Origin of the sequence: Viridibacillus sp. FSL E2-0187, from assembly GCF_038006425.1 — a bacterium.
Lineage (GTDB): Bacteria > Bacillota > Bacilli > Bacillales_A > Planococcaceae > Viridibacillus > Viridibacillus arvi.
Map to the genome: position 1 here is coordinate 604,534 of NZ_JBBOVG010000001.1, position 19,852 is coordinate 624,385.

Below are 19,852 nucleotides of genomic sequence, written 5' to 3' on the forward strand. Positions count from 1 at the left end.
TCGAAGAAATTCGAGTTTATCTATAGTTTTTTTGTCTAATTATCATTTTCCTAACTTCAAAAGATTTGTTTATATTACATGTTTAGTTGATTGGAGCGGAGGTGGCGATTTCCTAAAATGGTATAAAAGAGGATCTACAATAACCAAAATATATAAAAAACAAAAGGCATCGAGAAGACTATTCTCGATGCTTTTTGTCATTTTTTCGTTCTTTTTTTGGTTTAAACAATAAAATTATTCACTTCAATTAACCATACTCTTCAAGTAATTTCACAATATTAAGCTGCTTGCCATGTCCAAGTGGCGAGCTTTTATAGATTCATGGCAGCAAAAGTAATCGTCGCTTGCATGGGCAATTTTTTTAGACCTCGTAAGGTTGTCCATCACCTCAAAAAATTATAGTAGACTGTAGTATTTACATTTTCAGTTGATTGGAGCGGAGTGCGGCGACTCCAGCGGGAAAAGCGGGATAGTCGAGACCCTGGACTGAGGGCAGCTAAGGAAGCGGCTCGGCCCCGCCCGCGGAAAGCGTCCGCACGCAGCGGAAATCAAAGGTAGTATTCATCTATATTTATTGTAAAAGAAAAAAGACTGTAGGCAAACTCGAAATTTCTTCGAGTTTGTTTACAGTCTGGAGTACCGTCTAAAAAAGACGGTACTTTTTTACTTCATCAATTGTTCAATTGGATTTTTCCAGCTAATTGTTGCGTTTGGGTAGTGGAGAAGGATTTCACTTTCTAAAAATAGAATATCATCTTTCTTTAATCCTCGAAGTTCCATTTCATTTTTCGTATCAATGAAAATGGATACCACTTCCAATGTGTCGTTAGCTGTTCCTAGATATTTTTCCCCTTCAAACATAGCGCCTTTATAAGATATAAAAAAGTTCTTTCGTGCATTTTTGGAATCGTCATAGAAGTAATAACCTCTACGTTGCACCGCATCATCAAATTTTCGCTTTGGATTAAAAAAGTAGCGAATAACTTTATACATGACATATAAAATGAGCACGACTAATAAAACACGAATGAGAACAAACATCTACAGTTCCCCCTTGTACAAACATTATCCTTTCCTATACGATGAAGGAGATTGAAAAGTTTCAAAAATGTTAGGAGAATTATAATGAATTTACAAAAACTTTTTGCGATGCAGCAACAACTGGATACATTTATTGAAGAAACACAACAAATTACAAAAGATGTATTCCGTGAAAAAGGGTTAGCATTACTTGTTGAGTTGGGTGAACTTGCAAATGAAACACGATGCTTTAAATTTTGGAGCACAAAGGGACCATCAGAGAGTTTGGTAATTTTAGAGGAGTTCGTGGATTCTATTCATTTTTTATTGTCATTAGGTATTATGAAAGGTTTCGATGATTTAGAAGAGTGGCCAATAGCTAACCGCGAAGGAGACTTGACGGATCTCTTCATCCAGACAGAAGGGGCGGTTTTAAACTTCATCCTTAAGCCGGAGAGAGCTCAATATAAAGAAGCGTGGGTATTATACGGTGCACTGGCAAATGCACTAGATTTTACAGCCGAAGATATCGTTCGAGCGTATATATCGAAAAACGAAAAAAATTATGAGCGTCAACGTAACGGATACTAAAATATTTTTTGAAAATTGTCTATTGTTACATTATAATAGTTAAAGATTCGAATATTTAGGAGGTCGAAATAATGCAACAATTGGATGAGACTTTAACAATGTTGAAAGAACTAACTGACGCACGTGCAGCTTCAGGTAACGAGCGTGAAGCGCGCGAGGTAATGAAAAAGTACATTGCTCCTTTCGCAGACAGAATGGATAGTGATAATTTAGGTGGAGTAATCGCTGAAAAAGTGGGCGATGCAAACGGACCTAAAGTTATGATAGCTGGCCATTTAGATGAGGTTGGCTTCATGGTCACTCAAATTGACGATAAAGGCTTCTTAAAATTCCAAACAATAGGTGGCTGGTGGTCACAAGTAATGCTAGCACAACGAGTGCAAGTCATTACACGAAAAGGTGAAACGATTATTGGGGTAATTGGTTCTAAACCACCGCATATTTTACCGGCAGAGGTACGCAACAAACCTTTCCAAATTACAGATATGTTCATCGATGTCGGCGCTACTTCTAAAGATGAGGCAGAAGGATGGGGTATCTTACCTGGTGATATGGTCGTACCTTATTTTGAGTTTACAGTAATGAAAAACGAAAAACATTTACTTGCTAAAGCATGGGATAACCGTATCGGCTGTGCGATAGCAATTGAAGTATTAAAAGGGCTAAAAGATGAAAAACATCCAAACATCGTTTACGGATGTGGTGTTGTCCAAGAAGAGGTTGGTTTACGTGGAGCTAAAGTAGCGACGCATAAAATTCAACCTGATATCGGTTTTGCAGTTGATGTAGGTATTGCTGGTGACACACCAGGAATTACATCAAAAGAATCAACAAGTAAGATTGGTGCCGGTCCACAAATTATTATTTATGATGCATCGATGATTGCACATAAAGGTATACGTGATCTTGTGGTGGATACTGCAAATGAAAATGGTATCCCGTTCCAATATGAAGCCATTCCAGGAGGCGGTACAGACGCAGGTGCAATTCACATAACTGCTAATGGTGTACCATCTTTATCAATCGGTATTGCAACGCGCTATATTCATTCACATGCAGGTATTTTACATCGTGATGACTTTGAAAACACAGTTAAATTAATCATTGAAGTAATTAAGAAACTAGACCGTGATACAGTGAATAAAATTATCTTTGAATAAGATGTAAATTAAACTCCTTTGCTCACATGAGTAAAGGAGTTTAATTTTTTTGAAAAAACATAAAAATACATTTGATTTAATATTTATGCATATGTATAATGGTCATTAACAATAAAAACAAAAGGGAGCGGATCATATATGAAACTTTTAGAATTAGTGCAGTTAAAATTAGTAGAAAGCTTAAAAGGCAAAGATTTAATTTCGCTTGTAGATTATACAAGTGAGGAAGTACAAGGCTTACTGGACTTATCCATTCAATTGAAAACAATAACTAAAGAGGGCAAATGTCCACCATTATTAGAGGGGAAAACGCTAGGAATGATTTTCGAAAAGCATTCTACTCGTACGCGTATTTCATTTGAAGTAGGTATGAATCAACTGGGTGGTAAAGGTATGTTCATGCATGCTCGCGATTTACAAATCGGACGTGGTGAGTCTATTTATGATACAGGGCATGTATTATCCGGTTATTTAGATGGTATTATGATTCGCGCAAACTCACATGAGATGGTAAAAGAACTGGCTGAACACGCATCTATTCCTGTTATTAACGGTTTAACAGACCTTGCTCATCCATGCCAAGCACTTGCAGACCTTGAAACAATTGCAGAAGAAAAAGGTTATGTGAAGGGTTTAAAGCTTGCGTATATTGGTGATGGAAACAACGTAGCGCATTCATTAGTAGTAGCGGCTGCACATGTAGGAATGGATGTTGTTGTAGCAACACCTAAAGAATATGAACCAAGTGAAGCGGTCATGAAAAAAGCAACTGAAATTGCTGCTTCAAATGGTAGTACGGTTTCATTCACTTATGATCCAGCTGAAGCAGCGAAGGATGCTGATGTCATTTATACAGATGTGTGGACTTCAATGGGGCAAGAAGAGGAAACTGCAAAACGTTTAGCAGACTTTAAAGACTACCAAATTAACGATGCATTAGTAGCGAATGCGAAATCGGATTATATGTTCTTACACTGCTTGCCAGCACACCGTGAAGAGGAAGTAGCGACATCTGTTATAGATGGACCAAATTCATTTATCTTTGAACAAGCAGAAAATCGTCTTCATGCTCAAAAGGCTGTATTGGCTTCGGTTTTAGGATAATTATTCAATTCGAAATATATAATAGTTAAAGAACGCAATTTTGTTATCAAAATTAAGGATAGGTAAGGCAAAAGAGTATTTGCCTTACCTATCTTTTTTTGTTTTTTGATGAGTTAAGAGAGTACATCAAAAAATATAGTATTTTGTAACATTCGCGTAACAGACTTGGCTTAGTCTAATTCAAAATAGCTTTGCAGGGATGGAAAAAATTTCAAGTGTGGAAAGCATTTAAATACTATTAACTCTGCATGGACCTTGATTAGAAGCTGTTTAATCTAAGGTAGAATGGTAGTGTAAAAATGAAAAGGTTAATTTTTATCATAATAAAATGCGTAATAATATTAAGTATAGTTGTAGCGGGAATCGTTACATATTCATTTGAAATAGAACCAAAACGTCTTGTTACAAAGGAATATGAACTCGAACTTACGTCAGGAGGAGAGAGTGCGCTAAAGGTAGTACAATTTTCAGATGTGCATTTAGGACCTAATTATTCACTAGAGCAACTTGAGAAGCTTGTAGAAAAAATTAACGGACTTCAACCTGATGTAATAGCTTTTACAGGAGATTTAATGGATGTACCTTCTCAATTTGAAGATAGGTCAAAAATAAGTGCAATATTGGGTAAACTACGTAGTAAATATGGAAACTATGCAGTATGGGGAAACCATGACCGTGGAGGTGGTGGAGTTAGGTTTTATGAAGATATAATGAATGCATCTGGATTTAAGTTACTAACAAATGAAAGTAGTACAATAGAGCTTGAAAATGGACAAGTAATAAATATTATAGGGTTGGATGAAGCAATGCTTGGAAATCCTGATATTCAAAAAGCTTATTCAGGTATTAATAGTCAGGGTACGAATCTCCTTATACTACACCAACCTGATCTTATAGAAGATGTGGGGTATGACAATATTGATATAGCACTTGCTGGGCATAGTCATGGTGGACAAGTTGATGTGCCATTGATTGGCCCCATATATACGCCCCCGCTTGCAGAGAAATACACTAAAGGATTATATCAGCTAGAAAATAATAAGTACCTATATGTCAATAGTGGGATTGGAACTACGAGGATTCCAGTTCGATTTTGGAACCCTGCAGAAATATCGGTGTTTAATATAACTATATGAAGTGATTTTAAAAGAAAAAGCGTCAAATAATATTCCTATTCTCTGGATTAGGAATTATTTGGCGCTTCCCTTTATATCCAAAATCGGAAAGGAGAGCAGAAAATGAATATTCTAATTGCTGACGATGAACAGCATATGGTTAAAATACTTTCAGCTTATTTAAAAGATGAAGGCTTCAATATTCTAGAGGCAAGAGATGGCCAGGAAGCATTGGAGATTTTTGAAACTACTAAGGTTGAATTAGCAATTTTAGATTGGATGATGCCTAAAATTGATGGAATAGAGGCATGCAAATATATTAAAGAAAACAGTCAAACAAAAGTTCTAATACTAACAGCAAAAAGTCAAAATGAAGACGAATTACACGCTTTACATGGTGGAGCAGATGAATACATAAAGAAACCATTTGATCCAAGAATATTAATATTAAGAGTAAAAAAGCTATTGAATATGAGTGAAGAAATAAAAGTGAAAGATATTCTGATCAAAGAGAGTGAAAAGAAAGCATATAAACATAATGAACCTATCCAACTAACAAAGATAGAATATGATTTATTGCTTTTCTTCATAAAAAATAAAGGCATGATTTTATCAAGGGATAAGTTGATTGATTTAGTTTGGGGCTTGGATTATGAGGGAGATCATAGAACTGTAGATACTCATATCAGAAGATTAAGAACTAAAATTGGAGATGACCTAATTAAAACCTATAGAGGCATTGGATACTGCCTGGAGGTGCAAGAAGATTAAAATTAAAAATAAATTTTCCATTGGTATATCATCAGTAGTAATTTGCATCTATATATTCTCGATACTAGCAAATATATTTTTGGTAGACAGATATTACATTCATGAGCAAAGAAAGGTTTTGGATAAAGCTGCTAGCGATATACTCAAGGAGCCTAAGAAAAACCTTTTAAATGATTTGGGAAAGTTAGAAGAGAAATACGCTATTACTATTGTCTATTCAGAAGCAAGTGGAAGTTTGGATCAAATTAATGAAAGAATAATTTTTGAGTTTGAAAAGAAAAAGATAAAGCTAAACAAATTTTGGCTTACTGAACAGACGTTGGATAAGTTGCAGGAAAAAAGCGTAAATAAGATATACGACCAAGGAGTAAGTAAATATAAAGTTTTGACTAAATTTATGAAAATAGATAATTATATAATCGCTATTGGATTACCTTTGCCGCATATGGAAGATACAATTTCCATAGTAAATAGATTTAATATTGTTTTGATGTCCATTTCCGTCATTTTAATTGTCTTTCTAGTAGTGATGATATCAAACAAAATCACAAGACCATTAGAATCTTTGAAAAATTTATCTCAAGATATAGCCAATTTAAATTTTAGGAAAGAAGAGATAATGACAAATGATGAAGTAGGAGAACTAGCAAAAAGTATAAACATAATGAGTGGGAAATTAGAAAAAGCGCACGAAGAAATTAATGGTCAAAATAAGCGTTTGAAAGAACTAATGGCAGATATATCGCATGAGTTGAAAACACCACTATCATTAGTGAAAGTATACGAACAAGGAATATCGGATGGTCTGGATGACGGCACTTACAGGGATACCATTGAAGAACAGATTGAAAAAATGAATGTTCTAATAGAGAAGCTATTGTTCTGGACAGCACTAGAGAATAGCACATTAAACAAATCTACTTTTGATATAGGTAAAAGAATTATTGAGATGACAAATAAGTACAAGCTGATCCTACAAGAATACGATATTAACTTATCTTTAAATATAGATGTGAGCAAAGAATATTTAATTCAAGCTGAAAAAGAAGATATGGATATTGTACTCGATAATTTAATTACGAATGCTATTAAATATTCTTATGACAAGAATATTGAAATTACTTTAAAGAAAGACAATGATGCCGTGAAAATTACGATTGTTAACGGTATAGGTGATATGAATGAAAATGACTTAGAAAATATTTGGAGACCCTTCTATGTACTAGAAAAATCAAGAAGTAAGGAGCTTTCTGGAACAGGATTGGGTTTACCTATTATCAAGACCATTTTGGATAATCACAATGTGGATTATGGATTTGAATTAAAAAATAATAAGTTAGAGTTTTTTGTCACATTCGTGTAACAAGCCCAAGATAGTCTAAGACTAGGAGGTGCGAGACATGAAAAAAATATTATCTATCATGTTAATTGTAGTCTTTGCTACTAGTGTTCTTACGGGATGTGTTGGCAAAGAAAAAAAGCCTAACAAAGAGATCAATACGCAAATGGATAATTTAGATTTTAACTTTAATGTAGATCCGGAAACCTTTAAGCTTGAGGTGGAATCCAATGGAACTAAGGAAAAGGCATCAGAACCATTGGAGAAGATGAAAGTTTCAAATTTAATAGATGATAAAGATAACATTAGCTGGACCTATGCAGAACAGGGTCTTGATATTGATATCGAAAAGAAAGATAAGTATGTAGATGTAACCATCAAGTCTAGTAAAGATGAAGAAAATTCGTTTTCTTGGCCGAAAGTGAAAGGTAATGGATACCTACTCCCATTAAATCAAGGGAAGTACATTCCAAGTGATGATTCAGTTTGGAAAGACTATCTAAATGAAGAAAAAATGAAATTGATTGAGTCTTTCTCCATGCAATTTTTTGCGGTTGATAAAGATGAATATTCGTTAGTATATATTATTAAAAATCCCTACAATAATGAAATTGCTTTTAATACAAAGAAAAATATAGAGTTTACTTTTAATCATGAGTTTCCATCTATCAATAAAAAGAAGGAATATGGTTTTAGAATATATTTAACAAAAAAAGATCCAGTACATGTTGCCAAAACTTATAAAAATTATTTGATTGAGCAAGGCGACTTTAAATCTTTAAAGGAAAAGGCTGAAGAAAATAAGAATATTGAAAAACTATATGGTGCTCCTCATGTTTATTATTGGGACAGAACTGTAATTTCAGAAGAAAATATACAATGGCCAGGATTGAGAAGTAGTTTCCCTGAAAAGTTGAAATTATGGATTCAGGAATTATTAACTACTAAAGTTGAAGATGGAACAGAGCTTGCAGCTGCGTTTGATGATTTAAATGCTTACGATTACGTAGACAAATATACTAAAAATAGAATAGTAAAAAGCTTAAGTGCTGTCATGCAACTTAAAGAATTTTATAATCCGGAAGTATTTACTAAAGAGGATAAAGAAATTCAAAAGCTAATAAATAAGAAAATAGATAAGTTAAATCCAGTAGAATTGATTGAACTTAATAAAAGATTGTTAAAAAGTGAGCTTGGAAACGTAGTGGACCCAATAGAAAAGTGGGCAGATGCAAATACTGTAGATGTCATAAAGGATATGAAGCATTCAGGGTTAGCAAATTTGTGGATAGGTTTAGACGACTGGCAAGAAGGTTTTATTAAACCAGAGTTAGTAAAAGAAGCAGAAAAACAGGGGTATTTAATCGGTACTTACGATTCGTATCATTCAATCCATGAACCGGGTAAAGAACAGTGGGAAACGGCTAAGTATAATGATACTTCACTTTTTGATAATGCAACCGTCACTAAAAAAGATGGAAGTAAAATTGAAGGATTCCAAGGTGTAGGTAGAAAGTTGAATCCGACATTAGCAATGCCGAGTGTGAAAGAAAGAGTAACATCAATTATAAATACTGGTTTACCATTTAACTCATGGTTTTTAGATACAGACGGTACAGGAGAAATCTTTGATGACTACTCACCAGAACATACTACTACTGAAGCAGAAGATGTTCAAGCTCGAATTAAGAGAATGGAATATCTACAAAAAGAATGGGGAATGGTAGTTGGAACTGAGGGAGGCAATGATTTTGCTAACAAAACCATTGCTTTTGCGCATGGAATAGAAACCCCTTCATTTTCTTGGATGGATGAAGATATGAGTAAAAATAAAGAGAGTAATTATTATGTAGGAAGATACTATTCAAGTACTGGTGGAGTTCCGGAGCTATTTTCTAAGCAAATACCAGTAAAGGATAAGTACAAGAAATTATTTTTGGATTCAAACTACACTATCCCGTTATATAAGTTAGTTTACAATGATTCTGTAATCACGACTTATTGGTGGGGATGGGGTACTCTAAAAATAGCAGATGAAATTGAAAATAGAATGCTGTATGAAATACTTTACAATGTCCCTCCTCTTTATCACATTGATAAATACGAGTGGGAAAAGTACAAAACAACAATAATAAACCACTCAAAAGTGTGGTCAAATTTCAGCAAAAAAGCAATAAAGGAAGAAATGACAGATTATAAAATTCTTTCAGATGACAGATTAGTTCAAATGACTGAATATGGTAAAGATTTAAGTGTAGTGGCAAATTTCTCTGAAGATGAATTTACTGTTCAAGGCGAGAAAGTACCTGCGAAATCAGTGTTAATCGTTGATGGGAATAGTAAAACCATTTATACACCAAAGAAGTAATCGTAAAATAGATCTACTGTAACTAATCGTTTTAAGATAAAGACTATTCTTGCTAAAAAATAGTTAATCCCCACCTGAAAAATAAACAGGTGGGGATTATTTTGATTTCAGACAAGAAGACTTATCTCATTTTATGCTTTTTGTGTAACAGTGGAAGTAGCCTTCTCAACCTCAACATTATCTACAGGACGTTTTGACCAATACGTTGCAAGGATTGGTCCGGAGATATTATGCCATACAGCTCCGAATGTACTTGGTAAAGCAGCAAGGGGACCAAAGTGTGCTGCGGCAAGTGCTACACCTAATCCAGAGTTTTGCATACCTACTTCAATAGAAATAGCTCGTTGATCTTGTAAAGAAAGGCCACATAATTTCCCTGCATAGTAACCTAATAATAAGCCTGCTCCATTGTGTAAAAATACAGCAAAGAATACTAACAAACCAGCAGAAGCAATTTTATCTTGGTTTCCTGAAACTACAGCCGACACTATGATAATGATAGCGAAAACGGAAATTAAAGGCACAATTGATATACTTTTATCAACGACGGTTGGCAAGAATTTACGAACAAGTATACCAAGGGCGATTGGAACGATAATAACTTGGATAATAGACATAAACATAGATTTCGCATCTACAGGCATCCATTGACCAGCTAATAACAATAATAATAATGGTGTTAAAATAGGTGCGAGTAATGTAGATACAGAAGTCATTGTAATAGATAGGGGCACGTTTCCTTTTGCTAAATACACCATAACGTTAGAAGCAGTACCACCGGGAACAGAACCTAGTAATACAAGACCCGCAGCTAATTCTGAAGGTAATTGCAAAATATAAGCGATTGCAAGTGCTGTTAAAGGCATAATCGTAAACTGAGCGATTATTCCGATCAATACAGGCAATGGCTTTGTAAGAACTAATTTAAAATCACTAGCCTTCAGTGTAAGTCCCATCCCAAACATAACCACTCCAAGTAATATCGTAATATATTGACCTAATCCTAAAAAAGGTGTAGGTGCTACATAAGCTATTACAGCAATAAGCATTACCCAGACAGCAAAATATTTTCCGATAAATGCGCTAAATGTTTCAAGAGCTTTCATTTGTACAACATCCCTTTCCTTATCTCGATGATAAATTTCCAAAATAGGATTAATATAATTATTAAAAGTAAGCATTGCAATACAATAATTTAAATATAAATATTATTCTGAAAATTTATAATAATATTTTTATTATAAAGGTGATTAAGTATATTACAAGAGAATTTTAAAAAAACTAGTAAAAACCCCGCTTCTACTATTAATAGGAGCGGGGTATCGTATTTTAATACTTATTCTTCTATTCGAATAATCTTACCTGGATTCAAAATGTTCTTTGGATCAAGTGAGATTTTAATAGCTTTCATAATATTATATGATTCGCCATGTTCTTTAGCTTGGTATTTTTGTTTCCCGATTCCAACCCCGTGTTCTCCAGTACAAGTACCGTTGCGATCTAATGCAAATTGTACAATAGCTTCATTAAAAGCATCAGCTCTCTTAACTTCCTCCGCATCTTTCATATCAATCATAACTATAGCGTGGAAATTACCATCGCCGACATGACCTAATACCCCACCTGGAAGGTTAGCTGCATTTAGTTGCTCACGTGCAAAATGAACAGCATCTGCTAAGTCTGAAATGGCAACACAAACATCTGTTACCATCTGTTTTTTTCCTGGGTAACCATGTGTATAAGCATAAGCTAAGTTATGACGAGCATCCCACAGTTTTGTACGAGCAGTATTATCCGTTTCGAACTGTACTTCTACACAACCGTGATCCTCCATAATTTCACGTGTAAATATCACATCTTGAGCTAAACCGGCTTCATTACCGTGGAATTCGATAAATAGAGTTGGCTTTTCAGGATAATCAGTGTCGCTGTAATGATTTACTTGGCGGATAGATTCCTCGTCGACTAATTCAACTCGAGCAATCGGAATACCGACTTGTAATACAGAAGTAACAGCAGCAATGGCATCTTCAACCGTAGGGAAGACAGCGCGAGCAGCCGTTTCAAATTCAGGAATACCATAAACCTTTAATGTAAGTTCCGTGAAGCAGCCAAGAGTGCCCTCAGATCCGACAAATAAACCATTTAAATGATAACCAGATGATGATTTTGCAGCTAAATTACCAGTGTGAATAATTCTACCATCTGCTAAAACAACTTCTAAGTCACGTACTTGGTCGCGCATTACGCCATATCGTACAGCAGTTGTACCACTCGCATTTGTAGCAGCCATACCACCTAAAGTAGCGTCGGCACCAGGGTCAACAGAGAAAAAGAGGCCGTGTTTTTTTAGTTCTTTATTTAACTGCATTCTTGTCACACCAGGTTGTACTTTTACGAGTAAATCGTCTTGTCGAATTTCTAAAATTTTATCCATTAAAGAAAAGTCAATTGTAATACCGTTTTCGTAAGGAATAACGTGGCCTTCTAAGCTAGAACCTCTTCCAAAAGGTACTATAGGAACTACTAGCTCGTTTGCCAGTTTCATAATTTCACTTACTTGCTCTTTCGTTTTAGGGAAAACAACAATGTCTGGAAGGGAAGCCACATGATATGATTCGTCTTGACCGTGTAGCTCTCTCACTGTCTCGTTAACGGAAACTTGATCTCCATCTAGGAATTGCTTTAAAGCTTCTACAATGCTATCAACTACTACTGTCATTTCAATTCGCCTCACTTTATAATTTTGAACAATCCGAAATGTTCTTATTTTCGGATAATTAATAATGTAATAGAATTTATTATAATATGGTCACGATATTACGCAAGACAAAAAATGGATAGAGCTATTCTATTTAATTGTTAGTTTGAAATAGCTGAATTTCATAAACTGAAGATTACAATTATGTTACAGTATATGTCGAAATATTGTTTTTTATATTACAGAAGTATAGACTGGAGAATAGTCAAGTTAAAAAACATAGCAAAAAAACCATAATATTACATAGAAAAGTAGATGATAATTAATGAAGAAGATATTCAAAAATGTTTTAGCAATAACCGTTTTAGCGGCTGCTCTATTACAAGTATCCCCTTCTTACGCTAGTCCTTCAAATGACTCAGCTCCAACAAAAGCTGAACAAAAAGCCTTGAAACTTGAACAAAAAATCCAAAAGATTGATAACAGTATTATTGAGGCAATGGACAAGGTTGATCGACTAAACAAGAAAATTAATAACTCAAACGAGAAAATTACTCAAACAAAAAAAGACATTAAACAAACGCAAACAGAATATGAATTCCGTAAAACATTATATGAAGAACGATTAAGAGATATCCAAGGTGAAAGCAAGAGTGCATTTATGTTATATGCAGATGTCTTACTATCATCTGATGGTATGTCTGATTTTATCGACCGTACAACAGCCGTAACTCAAATTTTAAATAGTGATCAATCATTAATGACAGAGCTAAATGAAAAAGAAGATAAGCTAATCACTTCAAAAACAGCTCTTGATAAAATTAATAAAGAATTGAAAGAAGATAAAAAAGATTTAGCTAAAGAAATGAAACAAATCAAAAAAGATAAAAAGAAAATTGTATCTAAATTAAAAGCAACGAAAAAAACAATTAAAGAAGAAAAAGCGGCTAAAAAAGCTGCAAAGGCTGCTCAAAAACGTGCAGAGAAAGCAGTAAGAGAAGCAGTAAAAACAGCATCAAATGACGATGAAAAATCAGTGAGTTTATCACCAGTAGTGAATATCACAAAAACATCAAACAAAAATGATGTTCTAAATTTAACAAATCAAAAACCTTCAGGCGGAGATGCATCGGGCCTAATTGGTTATGCGAAGAATTTCCTTGGTGTACCGTATGTATGGGGTGGTACTTCACCATCAGGCTTTGATTGTTCAGGTTTAATGCAATATGTTTACCGTTCTGAAGGCATTAGTCTTCCAAGAACGTCTAGTCAACAACAAAATGCAGGTACTCGTATTTCACCAAATGATGTCCAACCTGGTGACTTAGTGTTCTTTGGTAGCCCTGCATACCACGTTGGTATGTATATCGGGAATGGCCAATGGTTACATGCGCCACAAACTGGTGATGTAGTGAAAATCGCATCATACAATCCATCTAGTTTTTCGAGTGCAGCACGCGTAAGATAATTAAAAATGAAATAGATAATCATTCTATTTTCAATAATGTGTAAAAAGCTGAACTAAGTAATTTTATTAGTTCAGCTTTTTTATATATAGATAGTTAGGATTTCATTTGCTAGGAAAAAGATAAGGATCAAAATGATTATTAACTAAATGGGAATAGCATTGTCTCTAAAATGAAAAACTGCCCAAGCGAAGTTAAAATCGTTTGGACAGTTTTTTTATTAGGCCATTGCTTTGGATAAATCTTGCATAAAGTTTTGTCGTTTTTGTTGATCTGCATGGTTCCACCATGCCTCTAGAAAGACGCCAAGTCCAGGGAGTAAATGCTCCTCACCGCGTTTAATTGCATCTTCAACAACATTCTCCAGTTCGTCGGCGCTTTGACCTTGAACATTAGCTTTAACGGCTTGTCGTATTTGAAAATTCATACTTCATCCCTCCTATTTTCATTTTTGCCGTTAGGCTCGATAGTTATACATTCATTTGTTAAAATTAGAATGGTTGATATTATTTACTATTGGGAATTTTGAATAAATATTACATACTAAGGGGTTGTTTTATCATGAGAGCATTTGTTTTTGAAAAAGGATCTTTAAAAGTAACTGAATTACCTAAACCACAAGCTGGAGCTTTAGAAGCAGTCGTTGCGATTAAAGCTGCAGGCTTAAATCGTCGAGATTTGTATACACCTGGACGTCTAGGAAATGATAGTGAGGCGCTTATATTAGGTTCTGATGCAGCCGGTGTTATAGAGGCAATAGGTGAGGGTGTGACAGATTGGCAAGTAGGAGATGAAGTCATTATTAATCCTTCATTGCGTTGGTATGAAAATTCTGATGTCCCTCCTGCTGATTTTGATATTTTAAGCTTCCCTGACAACGGAACATTCGCGGAGAAAATTGCAATTTCAGTCGAACAACTTGAGCGGAAGCCAGCACATCTTTCATTTGAAGAGGCTTCTGTAATTGGTATTTCGCCATTAACAGGTTATCGTGCCTTATTTACAAAAGGGCAAATAGAAGCAGGCCAAACAATATTTATTCCAGGAGCAGGTAGCGGTGTTGCAACATTTTTAATCCAAATGGCTAAAAATGTTGGAGCTAGAGTCATAGTCTCATCTCGTAGTGAAGAAAAACGAAATGCAGCGCTTGAACTCGGTGCTGATATTGCGATTGATACGCATGCTGACTGGGTAGAATTATTAAAAGAGGAACAAATCGATGTTGTTATTGAAAGTGTTGGACGCGCTACTTTTAATCGCTCTTTGGATGTTTTAAAAAAGGGTGGTAAAATAGTATTGTTCGGTGCAACAACAGAAGACGTTGTCGATTTTGACTTACGAAAATTTTTCTATGGACAATATACATTGTATGGGACTACAATGGGAAGTCGCGAGGAATTCCGTGCATGCCTTGAGCATTTGGCGGAATTTAACACGCATCCAGTGATGGACCGAACTTTCTCATTAGATGAAGCGGAACAAGCGCTTGAATATTTAAAAGAAAATCATCAGTTTGGCAAAATAACAATAACGATTTAAAAACTAAAGGCGGTATACATTTTATGAAAAGAATAGAATCACCACAAAATTCACTAGTGAAGTATTGGAAAAAGCTAGTGACAACTAGAAAAGAACGTGAACGCTCTGGCGAATTTATCGTTGAAGGTTTCCATTTAGTTGAAGAAGCAATTAAAAACAATGGTGAGGTACTAACAATTATCGTCCGTGAAGGTGTGGACATTCCACATACATGGAATATGGATGACATTTTTGTTGTAGAAGTAACACAAGCAATTGCAAAAGAATTGTCTGAAACAGAGCACCCTCAAGGGATCTTCGCACAATGTAAACAACGTGAGGTAACAGAGGAAGAACAAGCTGGCTGGACAAAATTATTATTAATTGATGCAGTTCAAGATCCGGGCAATGTGGGTACAATGATTCGTACGGCAGATGCAGCTGGTATTGATGCAGTTATTCTTGGTAAAGGCTCAGCTGATGCTTTCAATCCAAAAACAGTACGCTCTGCTCAAGGCTCGCATTTCCATATTCCTGTTGTAAAAGGGGATCTTGGAGACTGGATTGATAATTTACAAGACAGATTAATCCCAGTTATCGGGACAGCTCTTGATAATGCAGTAGTCTATTCGGAAGTGAAAAAAGGCGATAAATTTGCACTTATTATGGGCAATGAAGGCAATGGTATTCACCCAGACTTACTTGCAAAAACAGATGCCAATGTTATCATTCCGATTTTAGGGCAAGCTGAATCTTTAAATGTAGCAGTAGCTTCTGGTATTTTGTTATATAACTTCGCAGTTTCGGCAAAGTAACCTTGAAGAAAACAATTTAGTTGCGTATAATGAATATTATTGCATACAATAATTAAAAATAATTTAAATGCTTCGATCGGAAAAAGTATATGTTTCTACACTTTTTAGGGAGTGCTCGCCAAAGACTGCAAGCGTGCATAAAGTTGTGTTACATGGAAGTTCACTCCGTTAGCAGCCACCGGGACCAGCAATTGCTGTAAAGGTAGGCCGGTTTAGAGCCGTTATGTCAATGAAGTGATTGTACTTAAGTACAATAACTAGGGTGGTACCGCGAACTATGTCCTCGTCCCTTTTTAGGGGGCGAGTTTTTTTGTGCAGATTTTTTTACAGTCTACATGAAAAGACGGTTTGCGTGTTTAGTAAAAACAATCAATCTGTTTTTACTATTCGATATTGGAAGGAGGAATTTAAATGGCAATGGAAGAACAATTAAATCAGCTAAAGGAAGAAGCTTTAGCGAAAATTGCAGCGGTATCGAACTCTAAAGAGTTGAATGATGTGCGTGTTGCTTATTTAGGTAAAAAAGGTCCGATCACGGATTTATTAAAAGGGATGGGTAAACTTCCTGCAGAGGAACGTCCTAAAATGGGTGCTCTAGTAAACGTTGTACGTCAAGAAGTGACTGAGGTGCTTGAAGCACGTGCTCAATTACTGGAAGAAAAAGCGGTTCAGGAACAACTAGAAAAAGAGTCAATTGACGTGACTTTACCAGGACGTCCAATAAAAGTTGGTAGTAAACATCCGCTAACAAAGGTTGTTGAAGAAATTGAAGACTTATTCATCAGCATGGGATATGAAATTGCGGAAGGACCAGAAGTTGAAAAAGACTATTATAACTTCGAAGCATTAAACCTACCAAAAGGTCACCCTGCTCGTGATATGCAAGATACATTCTATATTTCTGAAGAGATTTTACTTCGTACACAGACTTCTCCAGTACAAGCTCGTACTATGGAAGAAAAACAAGGTGCTTCTGTGAAAATTATCTGTCCGGGTAAAGTATTCCGTCGTGACAATGATGATGCTACACATTCGCATCAGTTCAATCAAATCGAAGGACTTGTAATAAGCGAGAACATTACAATGAGCGATTTAAAAGGTACTTTGGATCTTTTTGCGAAAAAAATGTTTGGCCAAGAACGTGAAATTCGTTTACGCCCAAGTTTCTTCCCATTCACTGAGCCTTCAGTAGAAATGGATATCTCTTGTTTCAAATGTGGTGGATCTGGCTGTAGTTTATGTAAACAAACAGGTTGGATTGAAATTTTAGGTGCCGGTATGGTGCATCCAAACGTTCTTGAGATGGCTGGATACGATCCTAAAAAAGTTTCAGGCTTCGCATTTGGTATGGGGCAAGAACGTATTGCAATGTTGAAATATGGGGTGGACGATATCCGTCATTTCTATACAAATGACATCCGATTCTTATCACAATTCCACCGCACAGAAGAGTAAGGAGGGGTAAACATGCTAGTATCGTTAAAATGGTTAGAACAATATGTTGATTTACAAGGCCTAGAGCCAGCAGTTTTAGCAGAAAAAATTACACGTTCTGGGATTGAAGTGGACGGCGTTGCAAACCTAGCTGAAGGTATGAAAAAGCTAATGGTTGGCGAAGTGAAAGAAAAAGTAAAACACCCAGAAGCGGATAAATTAAATATTTGCCAAGTAGACTTTGGTGAAGAAGAATTATCACAAATCGTATGTGGTGCTCCAAACGTAGCAGTTGGTCAAAAAGTGATCGTTGCTCGACCAGGTGCACATTTACCGGGTGGAAAAATCAAAAAAGCCAAACTTCGTGGTGAAGTATCAAACGGTATGATTTGTTCATTACAAGAGCTTGGTATCGAAGGTAAATTAGTACCAAAAGCTTATAGTGATGGTATTTTCGTATTACCTGCAGAAACACCAGTAGGGGCAGATCCACTTGAAGTGCTTGGCCGATATGACACAGTGCTTGAACTTGGTTTAACACCAAATCGTTCAGATGCTATGAGTATGTTAGGTGTAGCTTATGAAGTAGGAGCAATCCTTTCTGAGGATGTCAAATTACCAGAAATAGATTATACAGAATCAGCTGAAAAAGCTTCTGATTATTTAAAACTTCGAGTAGATGCACCGGTAGAAAACCCTATGTACGTAGCAAAAGTCGTGAAAAACGTTAAAGTCGCTGAGTCTCCATTATGGTTACAACAGCGTTTAATGGCGGCTGGCGTACGTCCGCATAACAATGTTGTCGATGTCACTAACTACATCTTAATGGAATATGGTCAACCGCTTCACGCATTTGACTATGACCGTTTAGGAACAGGGGAAATCGTAGTTCGTTTAGCTAATGAAGGCGAAAAAATAACGACTCTTGATGATAAAGAACGTACATTAAATGCAAATAATCTTGTTATTACTAATGGTAAAGAGCCAGTAGCTGTAGCTGGAGTTATGGGCGGATTAAACTCAGAAGTGCATGATGGGACAACGACTGTTGTTATTGAATCAGCATACTTTGAAGGTTTATCAGTACGCTACACATCAAAAGATTTAGGTTTACGTAGTGATGCAAGTGCCCGTTTTGAAAAAGGTCTTGATCCGAACCGTGTTATTCCTGCAGCGGAACGTGCAGCGAAATTATTAGCAGAACTAGCTGGTGGGGAAGTATTAGCTGGCTCAGTCATGTTTGATGAATTAGATAAAACACCTTCAAAAGTAATCGTTTCTCCTGACTTTATCAATGCTCGTCTTGGTATGAAGATTTCTTTAGATGATATGGAGTCAATTTTAAAAAGATTAAAATTTGATGTTGAAACTGCGAATGGCATGCTCTATGTTGATGCACCAACTCGCCGTCAAGATATTAAAATTGAGGAAGATATCGTCGAAGAAATTGCACGAATTTATGGTTACGATGAAATTCCAACAACACTTCCTGTAAGTGAAACAACACCTGGTGGTTTAACACCTTATCAAGCAAAACGTCGTATTGTACGTGCTTATTTAGAAGGTGCAGGTCTTCACCAAGCGATTACTTACTCATTAACATCTGATGTACTTTCACAAAAATTTGCATTAGAAACAGCGCCTGTTACAAAACTGTTAATGCCAATGAGTGAAGAACGCAGCACATTACGTCAAAGCTTAATCCCACATTTAGTGGAAGCAGCGTCTTATAATGTCGCACGTTCAGCAGACTTAGTAGCACTTTATGAAGTAGATTCTGTATTCTTAGGTTTAACTGAAGAAAATCTTCCACATGAAGAAGAACATGTAGCTGCAGTTATCACAGGTAAATGGTTAGATCATGCTTGGCAAGGTGAACATAAACAAGTGGATTTCTTCGTATTAAAAGGAATCGTTGAGGGTCTATTTGATCGCCTAGGTTTAACAGAAGCAGTAACATTTGAACGCGCTACTGTAGATGGTTTACACCCAGGACGTACGGCTAACGTATTATTAAAGGGCAACCGTATTGGTTTAATCGCGCAATTGCACCCAACTGAACAAAAAGCAAATGGATTAAAAGAAACATACGTAATGGAAATGAACTTAGCAGCTATTTTAGAAGCGTCTACTGAAGCACTAGTTTACGTTCCGGTTCCACGTTTCCCTTCGATGTCTCGTGATATCGCTTTAGTTGTTGATAGAAGCGTAGCGGCAGCGGATCTTGAAACAATTATCCGTCAAGCAGGTGGCACATTATTGAAAGATGTTCGTGTCTTCGATTTATATGAAGGAGACAAAATGGAAGAAGGTAAAAAATCAGTTGCATTCTCACTACAGTACTTCGAACCTGAGCGTACTTTAACAGATGAAGAAGTAGTAGCAGCACATGACGAAGTGTTAAAAGCATTAGCAGAAGCAAATGCGCAAATTCGTTAATAAATTGATTT

Annotated in this window: 16 protein-coding genes and 1 other annotated feature; of the genes, 12 read left to right on the plus strand and 4 right to left on the minus strand. The window is 35.8% G+C overall.

Translation table 11 applies throughout. The features are described 5' to 3' along the window. Window positions 1–663: 663 nt before the first annotated feature. Window positions 664–1,041: a sigma-w pathway protein ysdB gene (locus MHH85_RS02900; protein WP_193740694.1), complete on the minus strand. Its 378-nt coding sequence runs from the start codon at window positions 1,039–1,041 to the stop codon at window positions 664–666. 84 nt (window positions 1,042–1,125) lie between these two features. Between MHH85_RS02900 and MHH85_RS02905 the strand changes: the two genes are divergently transcribed. The 7 genes from MHH85_RS02905 (at window position 1,126) to MHH85_RS02935 (ending at window position 9,468) form a co-directional block, all read left to right on the plus strand. Continuing rightward, on the plus strand, window positions 1,126–1,611 hold the full coding sequence (locus MHH85_RS02905) for a dUTP diphosphatase (protein WP_340705886.1): 486 nt from the start codon (window positions 1,126–1,128) through the stop codon (window positions 1,609–1,611). A 71-nt stretch (window positions 1,612–1,682) separates the two neighbouring features. Next, window positions 1,683–2,771 (plus strand): M42 family metallopeptidase, encoded by a 1,089-nt coding sequence (locus MHH85_RS02910; RefSeq protein ID WP_038187710.1) that lies wholly within the window; start codon window positions 1,683–1,685, stop codon window positions 2,769–2,771. A gap of 138 nt (window positions 2,772–2,909) precedes the next feature. Beyond that, window positions 2,910–3,875 (plus strand): ornithine carbamoyltransferase, encoded by a 966-nt coding sequence (gene argF / locus MHH85_RS02915; RefSeq protein ID WP_193740692.1) that lies wholly within the window; start codon window positions 2,910–2,912, stop codon window positions 3,873–3,875. Window positions 3,876–4,174: 299 nt separating this feature from the next. Further along, window positions 4,175–5,011, plus strand: a complete 837-nt coding sequence (locus MHH85_RS02920; protein WP_193740691.1) for a metallophosphoesterase — start codon at window positions 4,175–4,177, stop codon at window positions 5,009–5,011. A gap of 102 nt (window positions 5,012–5,113) precedes the next feature. Then, window positions 5,114–5,761 carry a response regulator transcription factor gene (locus MHH85_RS02925; protein WP_340705887.1) on the plus strand — a complete coding sequence of 216 codons (648 nt, stop codon included), beginning with the start codon at window positions 5,114–5,116 and terminating at the stop codon, window positions 5,759–5,761. 118 nt (window positions 5,762–5,879) lie between these two features. Continuing rightward, window positions 5,880–7,124 (plus strand): sensor histidine kinase, encoded by a 1,245-nt coding sequence (locus tag MHH85_RS02930; protein WP_340705888.1) that lies wholly within the window; start codon window positions 5,880–5,882, stop codon window positions 7,122–7,124. Between the two features lie 37 nt (window positions 7,125–7,161). After that, window positions 7,162–9,468 (plus strand): glycoside hydrolase, encoded by a 2,307-nt coding sequence (locus tag MHH85_RS02935; RefSeq protein WP_340705889.1) that lies wholly within the window; start codon window positions 7,162–7,164, stop codon window positions 9,466–9,468. A gap of 131 nt (window positions 9,469–9,599) precedes the next feature. Here the strand turns inward: MHH85_RS02935 and MHH85_RS02940 are convergent, their stop codons facing one another. Further along, complete coding sequence (locus MHH85_RS02940) at window positions 9,600–10,574, minus strand: bile acid:sodium symporter family protein (RefSeq protein WP_193741050.1); 975 nt, start codon at window positions 10,572–10,574, stop codon at window positions 9,600–9,602. A gap of 230 nt (window positions 10,575–10,804) precedes the next feature. Beyond that, window positions 10,805–12,190 (minus strand): FAD-binding oxidoreductase, encoded by a 1,386-nt coding sequence (locus tag MHH85_RS02945; RefSeq protein ID WP_193740687.1) that lies wholly within the window; start codon window positions 12,188–12,190, stop codon window positions 10,805–10,807. A 304-nt stretch (window positions 12,191–12,494) separates the two neighbouring features. Here MHH85_RS02945 and MHH85_RS02950 point away from each other — a divergent pair, with 304 nt between their 5' ends. Beyond that, entirely contained in the window at window positions 12,495–13,637 is a 1,143-nt protein-coding gene (locus MHH85_RS02950) for a C40 family peptidase (RefSeq protein WP_340705890.1), read from the plus strand. Window positions 13,638–13,855: 218 nt separating this feature from the next. Here MHH85_RS02950 and sspI read toward each other — a convergent pair whose 3' ends face one another. Then, entirely contained in the window at window positions 13,856–14,062 is a 207-nt protein-coding gene (gene sspI / locus MHH85_RS02955; RefSeq protein WP_193740686.1) for a small acid-soluble spore protein SspI, read from the minus strand. A 134-nt stretch (window positions 14,063–14,196) separates the two neighbouring features. On the opposite strand from sspI, the gene MHH85_RS02960 reads away from it, so the two are divergent. From MHH85_RS02960 to pheT, 4 genes are all read left to right on the plus strand, one after another. Beyond that, on the plus strand, window positions 14,197–15,174 hold the full coding sequence (locus MHH85_RS02960) for a zinc-binding dehydrogenase (RefSeq protein WP_340705891.1): 978 nt from the start codon (window positions 14,197–14,199) through the stop codon (window positions 15,172–15,174). Between the two features lie 23 nt (window positions 15,175–15,197). After that, window positions 15,198–15,968, plus strand: coding sequence for a TrmH family RNA methyltransferase (locus MHH85_RS02965; protein WP_340705892.1), 771 nt, complete (start codon window positions 15,198–15,200; stop codon window positions 15,966–15,968). Window positions 15,969–16,031: 63 nt separating this feature from the next. Further along, window positions 16,032–16,262, plus strand: a binding site (T-box leader). 123 nt (window positions 16,263–16,385) lie between these two features. Continuing rightward, a complete protein-coding gene (gene pheS / locus MHH85_RS02970; RefSeq protein WP_340708116.1) occupies window positions 16,386–17,423 on the plus strand; it encodes a phenylalanine--tRNA ligase subunit alpha in 1,038 nt (345 codons plus the stop codon). A 12-nt stretch (window positions 17,424–17,435) separates the two neighbouring features. Next, the gene (gene pheT, locus MHH85_RS02975) at window positions 17,436–19,841 is read left to right on the plus strand and encodes a phenylalanine--tRNA ligase subunit beta (protein WP_340705893.1); all 2,406 of its coding nucleotides are present in this window, start codon (window positions 17,436–17,438) and stop codon (window positions 19,839–19,841) included. Window positions 19,842–19,852: the final 11 nt, after the last annotated feature.